The sequence below is a fragment of the Plantibacter cousiniae (nom. nud.) genome (genome assembly GCF_977070315.1).
In genome coordinates this window covers 177,722-193,088 of the sequence record NZ_CDRVEU010000008.1, presented here as the reverse complement: position 1 = coordinate 193,088, position 15,367 = coordinate 177,722, and the positions used below count along the sequence as shown (strand labels likewise).

The 15,367-nt window shown below is 59.8% G+C and carries 13 protein-coding genes; 4 read left to right on the top strand and 9 right to left on the bottom strand.

The features are described 5' to 3' along the window. Nucleotides 1–64 precede the first annotated feature (64 nt). The 3 genes from ACW55A_RS16730 to cobA are packed head-to-tail and all read left to right on the top strand — an operon-like array spanning nucleotide 65 to nucleotide 4,783. A complete protein-coding gene (locus ACW55A_RS16730; RefSeq protein WP_003433036.1) occupies nucleotides 65–1,294 on the top strand; it encodes an NAD(P)/FAD-dependent oxidoreductase in 1,230 nt (409 codons plus the stop codon). Continuing rightward, entirely contained in the window at nucleotides 1,291–4,011 is a 2,721-nt protein-coding gene (locus tag ACW55A_RS16725; protein ID WP_455807765.1) for a nitrate reductase, read from the top strand. The genes ACW55A_RS16730 and ACW55A_RS16725 overlap by 4 nt, the downstream gene beginning before the upstream one ends. Nucleotides 4,012–4,021: 10 nt before the next feature. Beyond that, nucleotides 4,022–4,783 carry a uroporphyrinogen-III C-methyltransferase gene (cobA, locus tag ACW55A_RS16720; protein ID WP_455807766.1) on the top strand — a complete coding sequence of 254 codons (762 nt, stop codon included), beginning with the start codon at nucleotides 4,022–4,024 and terminating at the stop codon, nucleotides 4,781–4,783. A gap of 87 nt (nucleotides 4,784–4,870) precedes the next feature. On the opposite strand, the gene ACW55A_RS16715 is transcribed toward cobA, so the two are convergent. From ACW55A_RS16715 to ppsA, 8 genes are all read right to left on the bottom strand, one after another. Next, entirely contained in the window at nucleotides 4,871–5,905 is a 1,035-nt protein-coding gene (locus ACW55A_RS16715; protein ID WP_003366856.1) for an OmpA family protein, read from the bottom strand. Between the two features lie 105 nt (nucleotides 5,906–6,010). Further along, nucleotides 6,011–6,601: an RNA polymerase sigma factor SigX gene (sigX, locus tag ACW55A_RS16710; RefSeq protein ID WP_003315686.1), complete on the bottom strand. Its 591-nt coding sequence runs from the start codon at nucleotides 6,599–6,601 to the stop codon at nucleotides 6,011–6,013. 82 nt (nucleotides 6,602–6,683) lie between these two features. Beyond that, entirely contained in the window at nucleotides 6,684–7,508 is an 825-nt protein-coding gene (locus ACW55A_RS16705; protein ID WP_003315687.1) for a mechanosensitive ion channel family protein, read from the bottom strand. A 2-nt stretch (nucleotides 7,509–7,510) separates the two neighbouring features. Further along, the gene (locus tag ACW55A_RS16700) at nucleotides 7,511–7,759 is read right to left on the bottom strand and encodes a hypothetical protein (protein WP_003433041.1); all 249 of its coding nucleotides are present in this window, start codon (nucleotides 7,757–7,759) and stop codon (nucleotides 7,511–7,513) included. Between the two features lie 86 nt (nucleotides 7,760–7,845). Further along, nucleotides 7,846–8,841 (bottom strand): divalent cation transporter CmaX, encoded by a 996-nt coding sequence (gene cmaX, locus ACW55A_RS16695; RefSeq protein WP_003366851.1) that lies wholly within the window; start codon nucleotides 8,839–8,841, stop codon nucleotides 7,846–7,848. 11 nt (nucleotides 8,842–8,852) lie between these two features. Continuing rightward, nucleotides 8,853–9,341, bottom strand: a complete 489-nt coding sequence (gene rraA, locus ACW55A_RS16690) for a ribonuclease E activity regulator RraA (protein ID WP_498811055.1) — start codon at nucleotides 9,339–9,341, stop codon at nucleotides 8,853–8,855. Nucleotides 9,342–9,439: 98 nt separating this feature from the next. After that, complete coding sequence (locus ACW55A_RS16685) at nucleotides 9,440–10,429, bottom strand: alpha/beta fold hydrolase (RefSeq protein ID WP_498811054.1); 990 nt, start codon at nucleotides 10,427–10,429, stop codon at nucleotides 9,440–9,442. A 189-nt stretch (nucleotides 10,430–10,618) separates the two neighbouring features. Then, nucleotides 10,619–12,994, bottom strand: coding sequence for a phosphoenolpyruvate synthase (gene ppsA / locus ACW55A_RS16680; protein WP_455807768.1), 2,376 nt, complete (start codon nucleotides 12,992–12,994; stop codon nucleotides 10,619–10,621). A 221-nt stretch (nucleotides 12,995–13,215) separates the two neighbouring features. On the opposite strand from ppsA, the gene ppsR reads away from it, so the two are divergent. Then, the gene (ppsR, locus tag ACW55A_RS16675) at nucleotides 13,216–14,034 is read left to right on the top strand and encodes a posphoenolpyruvate synthetase regulatory kinase/phosphorylase PpsR (protein ID WP_003347114.1); all 819 of its coding nucleotides are present in this window, start codon (nucleotides 13,216–13,218) and stop codon (nucleotides 14,032–14,034) included. Between the two features lie 31 nt (nucleotides 14,035–14,065). Here the strand turns inward: ppsR and prpF are convergent, their stop codons facing one another. Then, the gene (prpF, locus tag ACW55A_RS16670; RefSeq protein ID WP_058396442.1) at nucleotides 14,066–15,256 is read right to left on the bottom strand and encodes a 2-methylaconitate cis-trans isomerase PrpF; all 1,191 of its coding nucleotides are present in this window, start codon (nucleotides 15,254–15,256) and stop codon (nucleotides 14,066–14,068) included. Nucleotides 15,257–15,367: the final 111 nt, after the last annotated feature.

Below are 15,367 nucleotides of genomic sequence, written 5' to 3'. Positions count from 1 at the left end.
GGGACGCCTTTTTTTTGTTTGCGCGAAACGTGTCGAGCACGCGCTGCAGTGACTCGGAGGCAAGATGACCAAACTCAAACTGGTGATGATCGGCAACGGCATGGCCGGCGTGCGCACACTCGAAGAGTTGCTGAAACTGAGCGAAGACCTTTACCACATCACGGTCTTCGGCGCCGAGCCACACCCCAATTACAATCGCATTCTGCTGTCGCCGGTACTGGCCGGCGAGCAGAATTTCGAAGACATCGTGCTCAACGACCTCGACTGGTACGAACGCAACGGTATCCAGTTGTTGCTCAACCGTCGCGTGGTGAAGATCGACCGCATCAGACGCCTGGTGATCGCCGATGACGGCACCCAGGCCCATTATGATCGGCTGCTGATTGCCACCGGTTCGCGGCCGTTCATACTGCCGATCCCGGGCAACACGCTGAACGGTGTGATCGGTTATCGCGACATCGGCCACACGCGGCAGATGATCGACACCTCCGTCACGCACAAGCGCGCAGTCGTCATCGGCGGCGGACTGCTCGGCCTGGAAGCGGCCAACGGCTTGAGCCTGCGCGGCATGCACGTGACGGTGGTGCATAACGGCCAGACGCTGCTGGAGCGCCAACTGGACAAGACCAGCGGGCGCATGCTGCAAGCGGCGCTGGAAAAGCGCGGCCTGAGCTTTCGCCTCGACGAACAGACCAACGCCTTGCTCGGCGATGATCAGGGCCGGGTAACCGCGGTGCAATTCAACAATGGCGACAGGATCGACGCCGATCTGGTGGTCATGGCAGCAGGCATACGGCCCAACACCGAATTGGCCGAGCAAGCCGGCCTGCCCTGCAACCGTGGCATTCTGGTCAATGACACCTTGCAGACCTACGACCCGCGCATCTACGCGATTGGCGAATGTGTCAGCCACCGTGGCATCGCCTATGGGCTGGTGGCGCCGCTGTTCGAGCAGGCGCGGGTCTGCGCCAACCACCTTGCGCAACTGGGCTTTGCGCGTTATCCGGGCTCGGTCACCTCGACCAAGCTGAAAGTCACCGGTATCGACCTGTTTTCCGCCGGGGATTTCCTCGGCGGTGAAGGTACTGAAAGCATCACCCTTTCCGACCCCATCGGCGGTATCTACAAGAAGCTGGTAATAAAGAACGATGTACTGGTCGGCGCCTGCCTGTACGGCGACACCGCGGACGGTAACTGGTACTTGCAGCAGATCCGTGATGGCCAGGGTATCGACGCCATTCGCGACCACCTGATGTTCGGCAAACCCGTTGCTCCAGAGGCTGCCTGCGCATGAACAGCCTTGCCCTCCACACCCCCCGGGTCACGGCGTCTACCTGCTGCTATTGCGGCGTAGGCTGCGGCGTACTGATCGAACATGACGGCGAGCATATTCTTGGTGTCAGCGGCGACCCGAAGCACCCGGCCAACTTCGGCAAGCTGTGCAGCAAAGGGTCGAGCCTGCACCTGACCGGCGACATTGAAGCCCGCGCGCTGTACCCGGAACTGCGCCTGAGCAAGGGCCTGGCGCGCAGCGTCACCGATTGGGATACCGCTCTGGAGCATGCGGCCAATGTGTTCGCCGAAAGCATTCGCGCACATGGCCCCGACAGCGTTGCTTTCTACATTTCCGGCCAATTGCTGACCGAAGACTACTACGCGTTCAACAAACTGGCGCGCGCACTGATCGGCACCAACAATATCGACAGTAATTCACGGCTGTGCATGTCATCGGCCGTGGCTGGCTACAAGCGCAGCCTGGGTGCCGATGCCCCACCGTGCAGCTATGAAGACATCGAACTGAGCGATTGTGTGATGATCGTCGGCAGCAACATGGCGTACGCACACCCGATTCTGTTTCGCCGTCTGGAAGAGGCAAAAAGCCGTCGTCCGCAGATGAAACTCATCGTCATCGATCCACGACGCACCGACACCTGCGAACTGGCCGACCTGCACCTGGCGATTCAGCCCGGCACGGACGTCGCGCTGTTTCACGGCATCTTTCATATACTGATGAACGAACGGCTGATCGACCCGGCGTTCATTGCCGCGCACACGCAGGGCTATGAGGAACTGGCCACGCTGGCCCGTGACTACCCACCTGAATACGTGGCCGCCCTCTGCGGTATTACTCTGAAACAGCTGCACACCTGCGCCCGATGGGTGGGCGAAGCGCCGGCTTTTCTGTCGCTGTGGTGCATGGGGCTGAATCAGTCCACGGCCGGCAGCGCGAAAAACAGCGCGCTGATCAACCTGCACCTGGCGACCGGACAGATTGGCAAACCCGGCGCAGGTCCCTTCTCGCTCACCGGCCAGCCCAACGCCATGGGCGGACGTGAAACCGGCAGTCTGTCCAACCTGTTGCCTGGCCATCGCGACGCGGCAAATCCTCAGCATCGTCAGGAGGTTGCAGACTACTGGGGCGTCGATAGCCTGCCTGCCAACCCCGGCCTTTCAGCCATTGAACTGTTCGAGCAATTGCAGAATGGAACGATCAAGGCCCTGTGGATTGCCTGCACCAACCCGGCACAGTCACTGCCCGACCAGAACCGCATCAGGCAAGCGCTGGAAACCTGCCCGTTCGTGGTACTCCAGGAGGCCTTCAAGACCACCGAAACCGCGCGTTATGCCGATCTGTTGCTGCCTGCTGCCAGCTGGGGTGAGAAAGAAGGCACGGTGACCAACTCCGAACGACGCATCTCCAACGTGCGCAAAGCTATTCAGGCGCCCGGCGAAGCGCGCTCCGACTGGGCGATCACCGTGGATTTCGCCCAGCGCCTGCAAAAACGCCTGCAACCCGGCGCACCCGCGCTGTTCGACTTCGCTACACCCAAAGCCTTGTTCGATGAGTTCAAGGGCCTGACGGTCGGGCGCGATCTGGACATGTCAGGAATCGACCGCGAGCTCATCGATCAGCAGGGTCCGCAACAATGGCCCTTCCCGCGTGGCGCCAGCAGCGGCACGCCGCGCCTGTACAACAATGGCATCTTTCCCACCGATTCAGGCCGGGCGCAGTTTCTGTCCGAACCTTACATCGCCGCCAGGGAAGTGCGCGATGCCGACTACCCGCTGACGCTCAACACCGGCAGACTGCGCGATCAGTGGCACGGCATGAGCCGCACCGGCACCGCTGCCCGCTTGTTCGGGCATGTCAGTGAAGCGGTGCTGAGCCTCAATCCGCAGGACATGCTCAGCCATGACCTGCAACCCGGCGATCTGGTCAAACTGATCAGTCGGCGCGGCGAGCTGCTGTTGCCGGTCGGCAGTGAGGACAGCGTTGCAGTCGGCCAGGCTTTTGTGCCGATGCATTGGGGCGACAGGTTCCTCAAGGGGGGTGTCAACGTTCTCACCCAGCCAGCCTTCGACCCGGTTTCGAAGCAACCGGAACTCAAGCACGCCGGCGTCAGGATCGAAAAAGCCCGACTGCCCTGGCAGTTCTTTGCGCTGGTCGAGGGCAACGTGCAGCAACGGATGGAAAAGCTGCGCCCCTTGTGCGACACCTTCACCTATCTGAGCATGAGCCTTGCCGGACGCGAGCGACCGGCGCTGGTGATACGCGCCGCCAGCGCAGCAGCACCCGATTCAGCGCTGCTGCAGCAGATTGATCAAGTACTGGGCCTGGATGAAGGACCGGTCATGGCGTATGACGACCCCAAGCGCTCGATCGGCAAACGGGTACGGATCGACGGCGAACGTATTACTGCTATTCGCCTGGCCGGTGAAACACTTGCCCGGTATTGGCTGCAGACGTTGTGGCTGGAAGAGCGCGTTGAGGCTTCGTTGCGGCGCTGGCTGTTGGCACCGTTGAGCAGCGAACCGGGCAAAGACTCGACACAGCCTCGCGACAAGACCTTGTGCAACTGCATGAACGTCAGCCAGAGCGCGGTAATGAGCGCTATCGAGCGTGGCCTGGACCTGAATCAACTCAAGACACAGTTGGGCTGCGGCACCCAGTGCGGCTCCTGCGTGCCGGAAATAAGACGACTGATCCATACCGTGGCGGTTACAGAATGAGGAATGCGGCATGAGCGCAAAAGTATGGCTGGTGGGCGCGGGCCCAGGCGACCCCGAACTGCTGACTCTCAAGGCAGTACGTGCCCTGGCTGAAGCCGATGTGGTGCTGATCGACGATCTGGTCAACCCCGCAGTGCTGGAACATTGTCCGGGAGCGCGGGTCATCGCGGTCGGCAAGCGCGGCGGTTGTCGTTCGACGCCGCAAGCGTTCATCCATCGCCTGATGCTGCGCTACGTACGTCAGGGCAAATGTGTCGTTCGCCTCAAAGGCGGCGATCCGTGCATCTTCGGACGTGGCGGTGAAGAGGCTCAATGGCTACAGGAGCGCGGTGTCGCCGTGGAGCTGGTCAACGGCATTACAGCGGGTCTTGCCGGTGCAACACAGTGCGGCATTTCGCTGACCCTGCGCGGTATAAGCCGTGGCGTAACGCTGGTCACCGCCCACACTCAGGACGACAGCACCCTCAACTGGCAGGCACTCGCGCAAGGCGGAACCACCCTGGTGGTTTACATGGGCGTGGCGAAACTGGCGGAAATTCGCGAGAGTCTGCTGGCATGCGGAATGAGTGGGGAGATGCCGGTGGCGATGATCGAGAACGCTTCGCTGCCGTGGCAGCGCGAATGCCGCAGCACCCTGAATGCCATGCAACAGGACGCAGCCGCTTTCCAGTTGAAGAGCCCCGCCATTCTGGTGATCGGTGCGGTTGCCGCGTACAACAATGAGCTGATCGATCAAACCCTGATGGACCACGCGCAGTTGAATGCCGGCTGACCCCAGGCTCGTCTGAACAGACGCCCCGCCAAATCGCAGGCAAAAAAAAGCCCGGCCTGAGCCGGGCTTTTCAGTACAAGCGGCTAATTACTTAGCTTGAGCTTCTACTTCTGCTTCTACGCGACGGTTAACTGCGCGGCCAGCTTCAGTTGCGTTGTCAGCAACTGGACGGGATTCGCCGTAACCAACCGAGTTTACGCGGTTAGCGCCAACACCGTACTGGTTAACCAGAACCTGTTTAACGGCGTTTGCACGACGCTCGGACAGTTTTTGGTTGTAAGCGTCAGGACCGACGGAGTCAGTGTGACCTTCAACAGTGGTGGTGGTCTGTGGGTACTGCTGCATGAAGTCAGCGAGGTTCTTGATGTCGCCGTAGCTGTTAGGCTTGACTACGGATTTGTCGAAATCGAACTTCACGTCCAGCTCAACACGAACCACTTCGGCAACTGCTGGGCAGCCATCAGCGTCAACGGTAACGTTGGCTGGGGTGTCCGGGCACTTGTCGACGTTGTCGCACACGCCGTCGTTGTCGCTGTCGGAGCACACTTCAGCTACTGGAGCTGGTGCTGCTTCAACTTTCTTGCTGCCGCCGCCGAAGTTTACACCGATACCGACGCTAGGCGCCCACTCGGTGTTGCCTTGGTCGATGTTGTACTGAGCTTCAACGCCTGCACGGGCATAGAAGTTGTCAGTGAAGTACAGCTTGGCGCCGCCGCCGATGTTGGCGAAGGTGGAACCGTCACGGCCACGGCGAGCGTCTTGACCGATGCTCTGGTCAGAGAAACCGGCAGATACGTATGGACGCAGCATGTCGCCTGGGTTGTTGAAGTGGTACAGAGCGTCCAGAGCAGTGTCTGCGCCCTTGATGTTCTTGCCGCTGTCGCTACGGACGTTGTGGACTTCGTCGTAGCCCAGACGCAGCTCAACATCGTCAGTCAGGAAGTAGCCAACGGAGCCGCCGAACAGGTTGCCGTCGTTTTTGAAGTTACGATCGCTGTCGTAGTACTCTTTCTTGGCGAAGCCTTCGATTTCGACCGCGCCTTGGCCTTGAGCCAGAGCGCCGAACGAAGTTGCGGCAACAATAGTACCAATGGCCAAGCCCAAGGTGTTTTTCAGTTTCATCCGTTAAATCCCCATCTGATGATTATTAAGCAGTCCCACACAGGGGGACAACTCAGCGGCAAGTCTACCAGACCTTGCCAGTTTGTTAGAGATATTTGCACCGTATTAAGTTTCGGCGATTCCCGCAAATTTCTCTCGTAATTTATCTAAAGCCCGCTTGTAACGCATTTTCGTTGCGCTCAAGCCCATGTGCATGATGTCAGCGATTTCCTGGAATTCAAGTTCTGCTACAAACCGCAGCACCAGAATCTCCCGATCGATCGGGTTCACATACACAAGCCAGCGATCAAGTCCGCCCCGTTCTTCAGGTTTGGGCGCCTTTTCTTCCGACGCTTCCTCAAGTGGATCCAGACTCAGCGCGTCCATCAAGCGACGCTTACGCCGTTCCTTCCTGTACTGCGTGATGCATTCATTGTAGGTGATGCTGTACAGCCAGGTTTTAAATTTAGATTTACCTTCAAAATTTTTCAACCCATACAACACTTTAAGCATCACCTCCTGACAGACATCGTCAGCATCGCGATCGTTCCCCAGATAACGTGCACAGACGTTAAAAAGTGTTCTCTGGTAACGGCGCATCAATTCTTCGTAGGCCCGCGTCACATTGAACAGCTCAACGTGGGCGCGCGCAACCAGCTCCTCATCTGAGAGCTCGCGTGGATCGTAGCGCGTCGAAAACGGTTGAGGTTTATTCAAAACAAATCTTGCCGACAGTCAGGTCAGTGTCCGCCATGGCCTGTATCGGCAACCTGGCGGCATACATTAGCAGGTTAACCGCTTAACGGCTGCTTACTCTCTGCTCGAGCAGGATGCGATTGGAAAACGACACCAGCTCCCCCTCGTCTGTCAGCAGCGTTGTCTTGACCGTACCGATTTCCTCGATCTGCCCTTCCGTATCGCCTATCTGTACCTGTTGGCCGACCTGAAACAATTCGCGGACGTAGATTCCGGCAATGATCTGCCCGGCAATTTCGCGACTTCCGAGGCCCAGGGCAAGCGCCACTGTCAGACCAACGGTAATCAACGCAATCACAATAACGTGGTTCAGCAGGTCGGTCTTGACCTCGAGCTGGCTGATGGCGACCGAAATACTGATGATAATGACCAGCCCCTGGGCAATTCGCCCCAGGCCGGCAGAGTAGTCGATCCCTACACCTTCGGCAGCACCGCGCACCAAACCATTGACCAGTTGCGCCAGCAGCACACCGACCAGCAGCACCAGCGCGGCACCAAATACCTTGGGCAAATACAGCGCCAGCATGTCCAGCGTCGCTGAGACCCGCTGCAGGCCCAAAGATTCAGCGGCCGATACGAGAAAGATAAGCAGAACGAACCAGTAGACGACCTTGCCGATCAGCGTGGAGACCGGCACCTTGACGCCAGCGCGGCCGATGATCTTGGTCAGGCCGGTACCGCCGACCAGACGATCAAGGCCCAGCTTGGCCAGTAATTTGGAAAGCAGTGCGTCGAGCAGTTTGGCGACGACAAAACCGAGCAGCACCACAACCAGGGCGCCGAACAGGTTGGGAATGAAGTTTGCGACTTTGGTCCACAATGCAGTCATTGCAGCAAGAAGGCTCTGGGTCCAGAGATTCAATTCCATGCTCAATCAGCCTTATCGAGAGAACGCGCACCGTTCGAGGTGCGACGAGAAACGGGAGAGACGTGGGCCGAGCCGTTGTTCACGGCGATCATCAGCGCCTCCGACCAGCGGCCCAGCAACCCGAACAACACACCGGCGCCGACCTGGCGATTGGCGGTTTTCAGGACGCGTCCCAGACATGCGTCATCATCCCGGCTGGAGGATGAAGAATTGAGCATGTCGCGTAAAGATTCTTCAAACGGATCGTGCATCAGGCACCTCACGTAATGTCATTCAAAGACGCGACGCGAAAACAACAAGTCACACAGGCTCGCCAAATAACCATCACAGGCCCGCCCTATACCCAACGCAAACGGCGGAACAACCACCACTGCCCTGCGCCCAGCGCGACGATCAGCAGACAGGCCACCAGGAAGCCGTACGAACTGCTCGAACCCGGAATGCCGCCAACATTAATACCCAGCAGACCGGTGAGAAAACTCATCGGCAGAAAGATACAGGTAATGATCCCGAAGCGGTACATGGTGCGGTTCATGTGCTCGCGCAGGCGCCGGTCCTCGGACTCCAGCAGCAGCCCCACCCGCTCGCGGGTCAGCTCAAGCTCTTCCAGGTAACGGGTCAGGCTGTTGTTCAGCTCATTCCAGTAGTCAGCGTCGTCATGCGCAAACCAGGACAACTTGATGCGTGAAAGCTGGCCATAAATATCCCGCTGCGGCCCGAGGAACCGGCGCAGGCCGGCGGCGCGCCGACGAATATGCAGCAGCTTGCCGTGCTCGGGGCTGTACCATTCGTCGGCATCGTTCTTTTCTTCCTCTTCATCGACCGATTCGGTCAGCTCACCCACCAGATCCTGAACCTTGTCGGTGAGGTGCTGCGCCAGGTGCAGGATCAGCTCCGAGGCGCCCTTCGGGCCTTTGCCCTGCCCCAGCAGCTCAATCAGCTCCTCGGTGGCACGCAACGGACGCAGGCGCAGCGAGATGACTCGCTGCGCGGCGGCGAAGATACGCACCGAGACCATGTCTTCAGGTTCCGCACCGGGATTCAGATTCACGCCGCGCAGAAACAGCAGCAGCTCCTGCTCCGGCAACGGCAGCAAACGCGGCCGGGTGTTCTCTTCCAGCAACAGGTCGCAGGCAAACTCGCTCAGACCGCTGCCGGTGCGCAACCACGCATGTGTCTGCGGGTGACTACGATCCCAATGCAGCCACAGGCTTTCTTCTGGCTGCAATGCAAGGTCCTGCAACTCGGTTCGAGCGATGAAACGCGCCCCACCCTTACCGTCCAAAACGAGGGCATGAACCAGCCCCCACTGCGCGTTTGCTTCATCGAACATGGATACTTCGCTTATTCCGGCATGGTCAGGGGTGATGGGGAAATGATGACGCCATTGTTGTCGGCATACAGGTACTCACCCGGGCGGAACGTCACGCCGCCAAAGGTCACCGGCACATTCAGTTCGCCTATGCCGCGCTTCTCGGTTTTCTTCGGATGACTGGCGAGCGCCTGGACACCCAGGTCGGTCTGGGCGATGACATCCACGTCACGGATGCAGCCGTAGATCAACATGCCTTCCCAGCCGTTCTCGGCAGCCTTGTCTGCCAGCATGTCACCCAGCAGCGCGCAACGCAGCGAACCACCGCCGTCGACGACCAGCACCTTGCCCTTGCCGTCGAGCTCGACCTGCTCCCTGACCTTGGAGTTATCCTCGAAACATTTCAGCGTGACGATCTGGCCACCAAACGAATCGCGGCCGCCAAAATTGCTGAACATCGGCTCCACGACCTGGATCAGGTCCGGATAGGCGTCACACAGATCGGGGGTGAGGTAGTGCATGGGTCAACTCCTGTCATCGGCTATGGGGTCGCGATTGATACAGACGATTTATTGAAACAGACACGACCGGATCAGCATAACCATAGCGACTTTACCGGCTAACTGCCTACCGCGACCTGAAACTCTGCAACCTGTTCAGGAACGGAACGCTCACCCAGCCACTCGATCACTCGCGGCCAGACCTGCTGCTGCGCAGCCTTGCTGACCAGCATCTGCACATGGTCGAAATCCTCGCTGAAGCCGTATTCGCGGCCCAGGCAGAGGAATTGCCTGTGTGCGCTGCCGATCTGCTCGAACAGTTCACGGCAAGCCCACACCGGGTCCTGCTGGTCGCCGGCCGCAGCGACAGCCAGAAGCGGCACCTGAACCGCGCTCAACCCTGCCCACCAGTTGTTGTCACGCTCACCGAAACGTCGGAACAGCCCGTGCCAGCGCATGCTTTCCAGAACCAGACCGATCGGCTCGTCTTCCGGCCCGCGCTTGAAACGCGGGCCGGAAATATGCTCGAAGGACCTCAGCAGCAACTTCGCAGACCATTGCAGTGGCGGGACTTTCAGCGGCCAGTAGGTGCGGCTGACCTGGCTGCCGAACAGCGCCACGGACGCCGCAGTATCAGCACCCAGATACTGACCGCCCAAGGCTGCCGCCAGGCTGGTGCCGCCCAGCGAATGGCCGATCCAGTGCGGTATCTGCCCGCTTTGCTCGACGACGAATGCGGCAATGGCTGGCAAATCGAAACGCGCGTAGTCCGCCACGCAGTTGCTGCGGTAACTCAGGTTGCGAGCCGACAAGCCATGGCCGCGCATTTCGGGAATCCACACGTCATAGCCGGCCCGCGCCAGATACGCACCCAGACCGATGCCCTTGGGCGAATACCAGAAACGCCGGTTGGAAAAGCTGCCATGCAGCAGTATGACTGGAGTACCACGCACATCGGGCTGATCGGCGCACCCTAGCCGGGTCACCGCCAGTTCGACACTGGCGTCGGGACTGTTGGCAGGTTTGAGACGGTAGACGTCCTCGACCAGATCGCCACGACGCTCGGCGCTGATCAAGGCAACGGGAAAAAGCTGGCTGCTGCTCTGCATATCACTCTTTATCTGGCTTGACAGACGGGATGAAACCACGCGCTCCGGGATCTCGCGATGCGCCATAAAAAAGGCGGCTTCCGAAGAAACCGCCTCATTCAAACACCTGAACCACATGACGGCTCAGGCCGCGTTCGCGTCACACGGCGGCCCGCTCCTGCGAGGACCGCGCCTCAGGCGAGCCGCCTGTCAGACAGGCGACTGTGCTTCGGCGAGGAAGAACCAGGTCTCCAGCACCGAGTCGGGGTTGAGCGACACACTCTCGATGCCCTGATCCATTAGCCAGCGCGCCAGATCCGGGTGATCGGAAGGCCCCTGCCCGCAGATGCCGATGTACTTGCCGGCCTTGTTGCACGCCTGAATGGCGTTGGACAGAAGTTTCTTGACCGCCGGGTTACGTTCGTCGAACAGGTGGGCGATCACGCCGGAGTCACGGTCGAGACCGAGTGTCAGCTGGGTCAGGTCGTTGGAGCCGATGGAGAAGCCGTCGAAGTACTCCAGGAAATCTTCAGCCAGAATCGCGTTGGACGGCAGTTCGCACATCATGATGATGCGCAGGCCGTTTTCGCCACGCTTCAGGCCGTTGGCGGCCAGCAGATCGATCACCTGACTCGCCTCGCCCAAGGTACGGACGAACGGCACCATGATCTCGACGTTGGTCAGGCCCATCTCTTCGCGCACACGCTTGAGCGCACGGCACTCCAGCTCGAAACAGTCACGGAAGTTCTCACTGATATAGCGCGACGCACCGCGAAAGCCCAGCATCGGGTTTTCTTCTTCGGGCTCGTAGAGCTTGCCGCCAATCAGGTTCGCATACTCGTTGGACTTGAAGTCCGAGAGGCGCACGATGACCTTTTTCGGCGTGAACGCGGCGGCCAGGGTGCTGATACCCTCGACCAGCTTGTCGACGTAGAAACCGACCGGATCATGGTAACCGGCGATGCGCTTGTCGACGCTTTCCTTGATTTCCGGTGGCAGCACCGAATAGTTGAGCAACGCCTTGGGGTGCACGCCGATCATGCGGTTGATGATGAACTCCAGACGCGCCAGACCCACCCCGGCATTGGGCAATTGGGCGAAATCGAAGGCACGGTCCGGATTGCCGACGTTCATCATGATCTTGAACGGCAGATCAGGCATTGCATCGACCGAATTGGTCTTGATGTCGAAGCCCAGCTCGCCTTCGAAGATGTAACCGGTGTCGCCCTCAGCGCAGGAGACCGTGACGCCCTGGCCATCCTGAAGGGTCTGCGTGGCATTGCCGCAGCCAACCACTGCCGGGATGCCCAGTTCACGGGCGATGATCGCCGCGTGGCAGGTACGACCGCCACGGTTGGTGACGATTGCACTGGCGCGCTTCATCACCGGCTCCCAGTCCGGGTCGGTCATGTCCGACACCAGCACGTCGCCGGGCTGGACCTTGTCCATCTCGGACACGTCCTTGATGATGCGCACCTTGCCCGCGCCGATGCGCTGACCGATAGCACGGCCTTCGACCAGCACCTTGCCTGTCTCCTTGAGCAGATACCGTTCCATGACGTTGGCCGATGCACGGCTCTTCACCGTTTCCGGACGCGCCTGGACGATGTACAGCTTGCCGTCGTCACCGTCCTTGGCCCACTCGATATCCATCGGGCACTTGTAGTGCTTTTCGATGATCATCGCCTGTTTGGCCAGTTCGGACACTTCGGCATCGCTCAGACAGAAACGCGCGCGATCGGCAGGCTCGACGTCGATCACCTTGACCGAACGACCGGCCTTGGCTTCTTCGCCGTAAATCATCTTGATCGCCTTGCTGCCCAGATTGCGACGCAGGATCGCCGGGCGGCCAGCCGCCAGCGTGTCCTTGTGCACGTAGAACTCGTCCGGGTTGACGGCGCCCTGCACAACCGTCTCGCCCAGGCCGTAAGCACCGGTGATGAACACCACGTCGCGGAAGCCGGACTCGGTGTCAAGGGTGAACATGACACCGGCCGTACCGGTTTCGGAGCGCACCATACGCTGCACGCCCGCAGACAACGCGACCAGCTTGTGGTCGAAGCCCTGGTGTACGCGGTAGGAAATTGCACGGTCGTTGAACAGTGAAGCAAAAACTTCCTTGGCGGCACGGATCACGTTCTCGACGCCGCGGATGTTCAGGAAGGTCTCCTGCTGGCCGGCGAACGACGCATCCGGCAAGTCTTCGGCAGTTGCGGAGGAACGCACGGCCACAGCCAGGTTCGGATTACCCGCAGACAGCTCGGCAAACGCAGTACGAATCTGGGCGTTGAGCTGCTCGGGGAACTCGGCTTCCATGATCCACTGACGAATCTGCGCACCGGTGCGGGCCAGCGCGTTGACATCGTCGACGTCAAGGGCGTCCAGCGCAGCATGGATCTGCTCGTTGAGGCCGCTGAGCTCGAGAAAGTCACGGTAGGCCTGGGCGGTAGTCGCGAAGCCGCCGGGCACCGACACACCAGCACCTGCGAGGTTGCTGATCATCTCGCCGAGGGACGAGTTTTTGCCCCCCACGTGCTCTACATCATGGACGCCGAGCTTATCGAGGGAAACTACGTACTCTACCAAGGTGATCTCTCCACTAACTGTGTTTGTTGTTGGGAAAAGCTCATTCACCTGCGCCACATGCGGTGTGGCTTCAGGCGTGTCTGCCCGGAAGTACAGATCGGGCGTTGAAAACCGTGCTTCAAAACCAGGTGTGCAAAAAAGCTGCACCTGCGGGCTCTCATGGCAGGCCAGCACGCCTATGATAGCCAGAATTCGTCAACTGCTTAAGGCCTGGGGCAAAAATGAAACGATCCGCTTTTTTCATCTCGGACGGCACGGGTATCACCGCCGAAACCCTGGGCCAGAGCCTGTTGGCACAATTTGAAAACATTACGTTCAACAAGTTCACCAGGCCCTATATCGACAGTGTCGAGAAGGCGCGGGCGATGGTACAACAAATCAATAATGCCGCCGACAAGGACGATGTGCGGCCGATCATCTTCGACACCATCGTCAATCAGGACATTCGCGAGATTCTGGCGACGTCCAATGGCTTCATGATCGATATCTTTTCGACCTTCCTGGCCCCGCTGGAGCAGGAGCTTAGTTCACACTCGTCCTACTCCGTGGGTAAATCGCACTCCATCGGGCATAACTCCAATTACATGGAGCGCATCGAGGCGGTCAACTTCGCGCTGGACAACGATGATGGCGCACGGACGCATTATTACGACAAGGCCGACATTATCCTCGTCGGCGTCTCGCGCTGCGGCAAAACCCCGACCTGTCTGTACATGGCCATGCAGTTCGGTATCCGGGCCGCCAACTATCCGCTGACCGAAGATGACATGGAGAGGCTGCAACTGCCTGCGGCGCTCAAGCAGCATCGCGAAAAGCTCTTCGGCCTGACCATCGACCCGGACCGTCTCACCGCGATTCGCCACGAGCGCAAGCCCAATAGCCGCTACTCCAGCTACGCGCAGTGCGAATTCGAGGTGCGCGAGGTGGAAAGCCTGTTCCGCCGCGAGAACATCGCGCACATCAACTCCACGCATTTTTCGGTGGAAGAAATCTCCGCCAAGGTGCTGGTCGAAAAAGGCGTGGAGCGACGTTTCAAATAGACGCTGCGGTCACCCCGCCAAACTGATCACTTCACTCGCCTGACTGCGGCACACGTACCCAGCCTTCCATCAGCACTCGGGCGCTGCGGCTCATCAGGGCCTTGGTGACTTTCCAGTCACCGCCCTCCTGAACAGCCTGGGCGCCGACTCGCAAGGTGCCGGAGGGATGGCCAAAGCTGACCGCACTGCGCGCCTGACCGCCAGCGGCCAGATTGACCAGCGTGCCCGGAATGGCTGCTGCCGTACCGATGGCTACCGCAGCCGTACCCATCATCGCGTGGTGCAGCTTGCCCATCGACACGGCGCGCACCAGCAGCTCGATATCCTGCGCAGCGACAGGCTTGCCACTCGACGCCAGGTAATCGGCAGGCGCCGCCACAAAAGCCACTTTGGGTGTGTGCTGGCGTGCGGCAGCTTCATCGATGTTGCCAATCAGGCCCATCCGCACCGCACCGTAGGCGCGGATGGCCTCCAGACGGGCCAGCGCCTGCGGGTCAGCGTTGATATCGCCCTGCAACTCAGTGCCGGTATAGCCGATGTCAGCAGCGTTGACAAAAATCGTCGGAATGCCGGCATTGATCATGGTCGCTTTCAGAAGGCCGATACCGGGCACTTCCAGATCGTCCACCAGATTGCCAGTGGGGAACATCGAGCCGCCCGCGCCCTCTTCGTCCGCCGCCGGGTCAAGAAACTCCAGTGGCACTTCGGCTGCCGGGAAGGTCACGCCATCCAGCTCGAAATCGCCGGTTTCCTGCACCGCGCCGTTGCAGATCGGCACATGGGCGATGATGGTCTTACCGATGTTGGCCTGCCAGATACGCACCACCGCAACGCCGTCCTGCGGAACGCGGTCAGGGTCGACCAGACCGCTCGTAATCGCGAATGGCCCCACGGCCGCTGACAGGTTGCCGCAATTGCCGCTCCAGTCGACAAACGGCTTGTCGATGGACACCTGGCCGAACAGGTAATCGACATCGTGGTCGGGCCTGCTGCTGCGCGACACAATCACGCTCTTGCTGGTACTCGACGTCGCGCCGCCCATGCCATCGATCTGCTTTTCATAGGGGTCAGGGCTGCCGATGACCCGCAACAGCAAAGCATCCCGCGCCGATCCCGGAATCTGTGCAGCTTCAGGCAGATCCGTCAGCCTGAAAAACACACCCTTGCTGGTGCCACCACGCATGTAGGTGGCCGGGATGCGGATCTGGGGTAAATGAGCCATGAATTCGTTGTCCTGTTCAAAGAGCGCGCTGCGCGCTCAAAATCGGACGCAGAGCGTCCAGAACTGCATGCCCACGCGGAGCATGGGCACGATAGTGCTCTTGCGCACGCT

Coding starts and splice junctions, on each gene's coding strand:
- rraA (WP_498811055.1), bottom strand. CDS start 9,341: ATGCACTACCTCACCCCCGATCTGTGTGACGCCTATCCGGACCTGATC.
- cobA (WP_455807766.1), top strand. CDS start 4,022: ATGAGCGCAAAAGTATGGCTGGTGGGCGCGGGCCCAGGCGACCCCGAA.
- ACW55A_RS16700 (WP_003433041.1), bottom strand. CDS start 7,759: ATGCACGATCCGTTTGAAGAATCTTTACGCGACATGCTCAATTCTTCA.
- ppsR (WP_003347114.1), top strand. CDS start 13,216: ATGAAACGATCCGCTTTTTTCATCTCGGACGGCACGGGTATCACCGCC.
- ACW55A_RS16725 (WP_455807765.1), top strand. CDS start 1,291: ATGAACAGCCTTGCCCTCCACACCCCCCGGGTCACGGCGTCTACCTGC.
- prpF (WP_058396442.1), bottom strand. CDS start 15,256: ATGGCTCATTTACCCCAGATCCGCATCCCGGCCACCTACATGCGTGGT.
- ACW55A_RS16715 (WP_003366856.1), bottom strand. CDS start 5,905: ATGAAACTGAAAAACACCTTGGGCTTGGCCATTGGTACTATTGTTGCC.
- ACW55A_RS16705 (WP_003315687.1), bottom strand. CDS start 7,508: ATGGAATTGAATCTCTGGACCCAGAGCCTTCTTGCTGCAATGACTGCA.
- ACW55A_RS16730 (WP_003433036.1), top strand. CDS start 65: ATGACCAAACTCAAACTGGTGATGATCGGCAACGGCATGGCCGGCGTG.
- ACW55A_RS16685 (WP_498811054.1), bottom strand. CDS start 10,429: ATGCAGAGCAGCAGCCAGCTTTTTCCCGTTGCCTTGATCAGCGCCGAG.
- cmaX (WP_003366851.1), bottom strand. CDS start 8,841: ATGTTCGATGAAGCAAACGCGCAGTGGGGGCTGGTTCATGCCCTCGTT.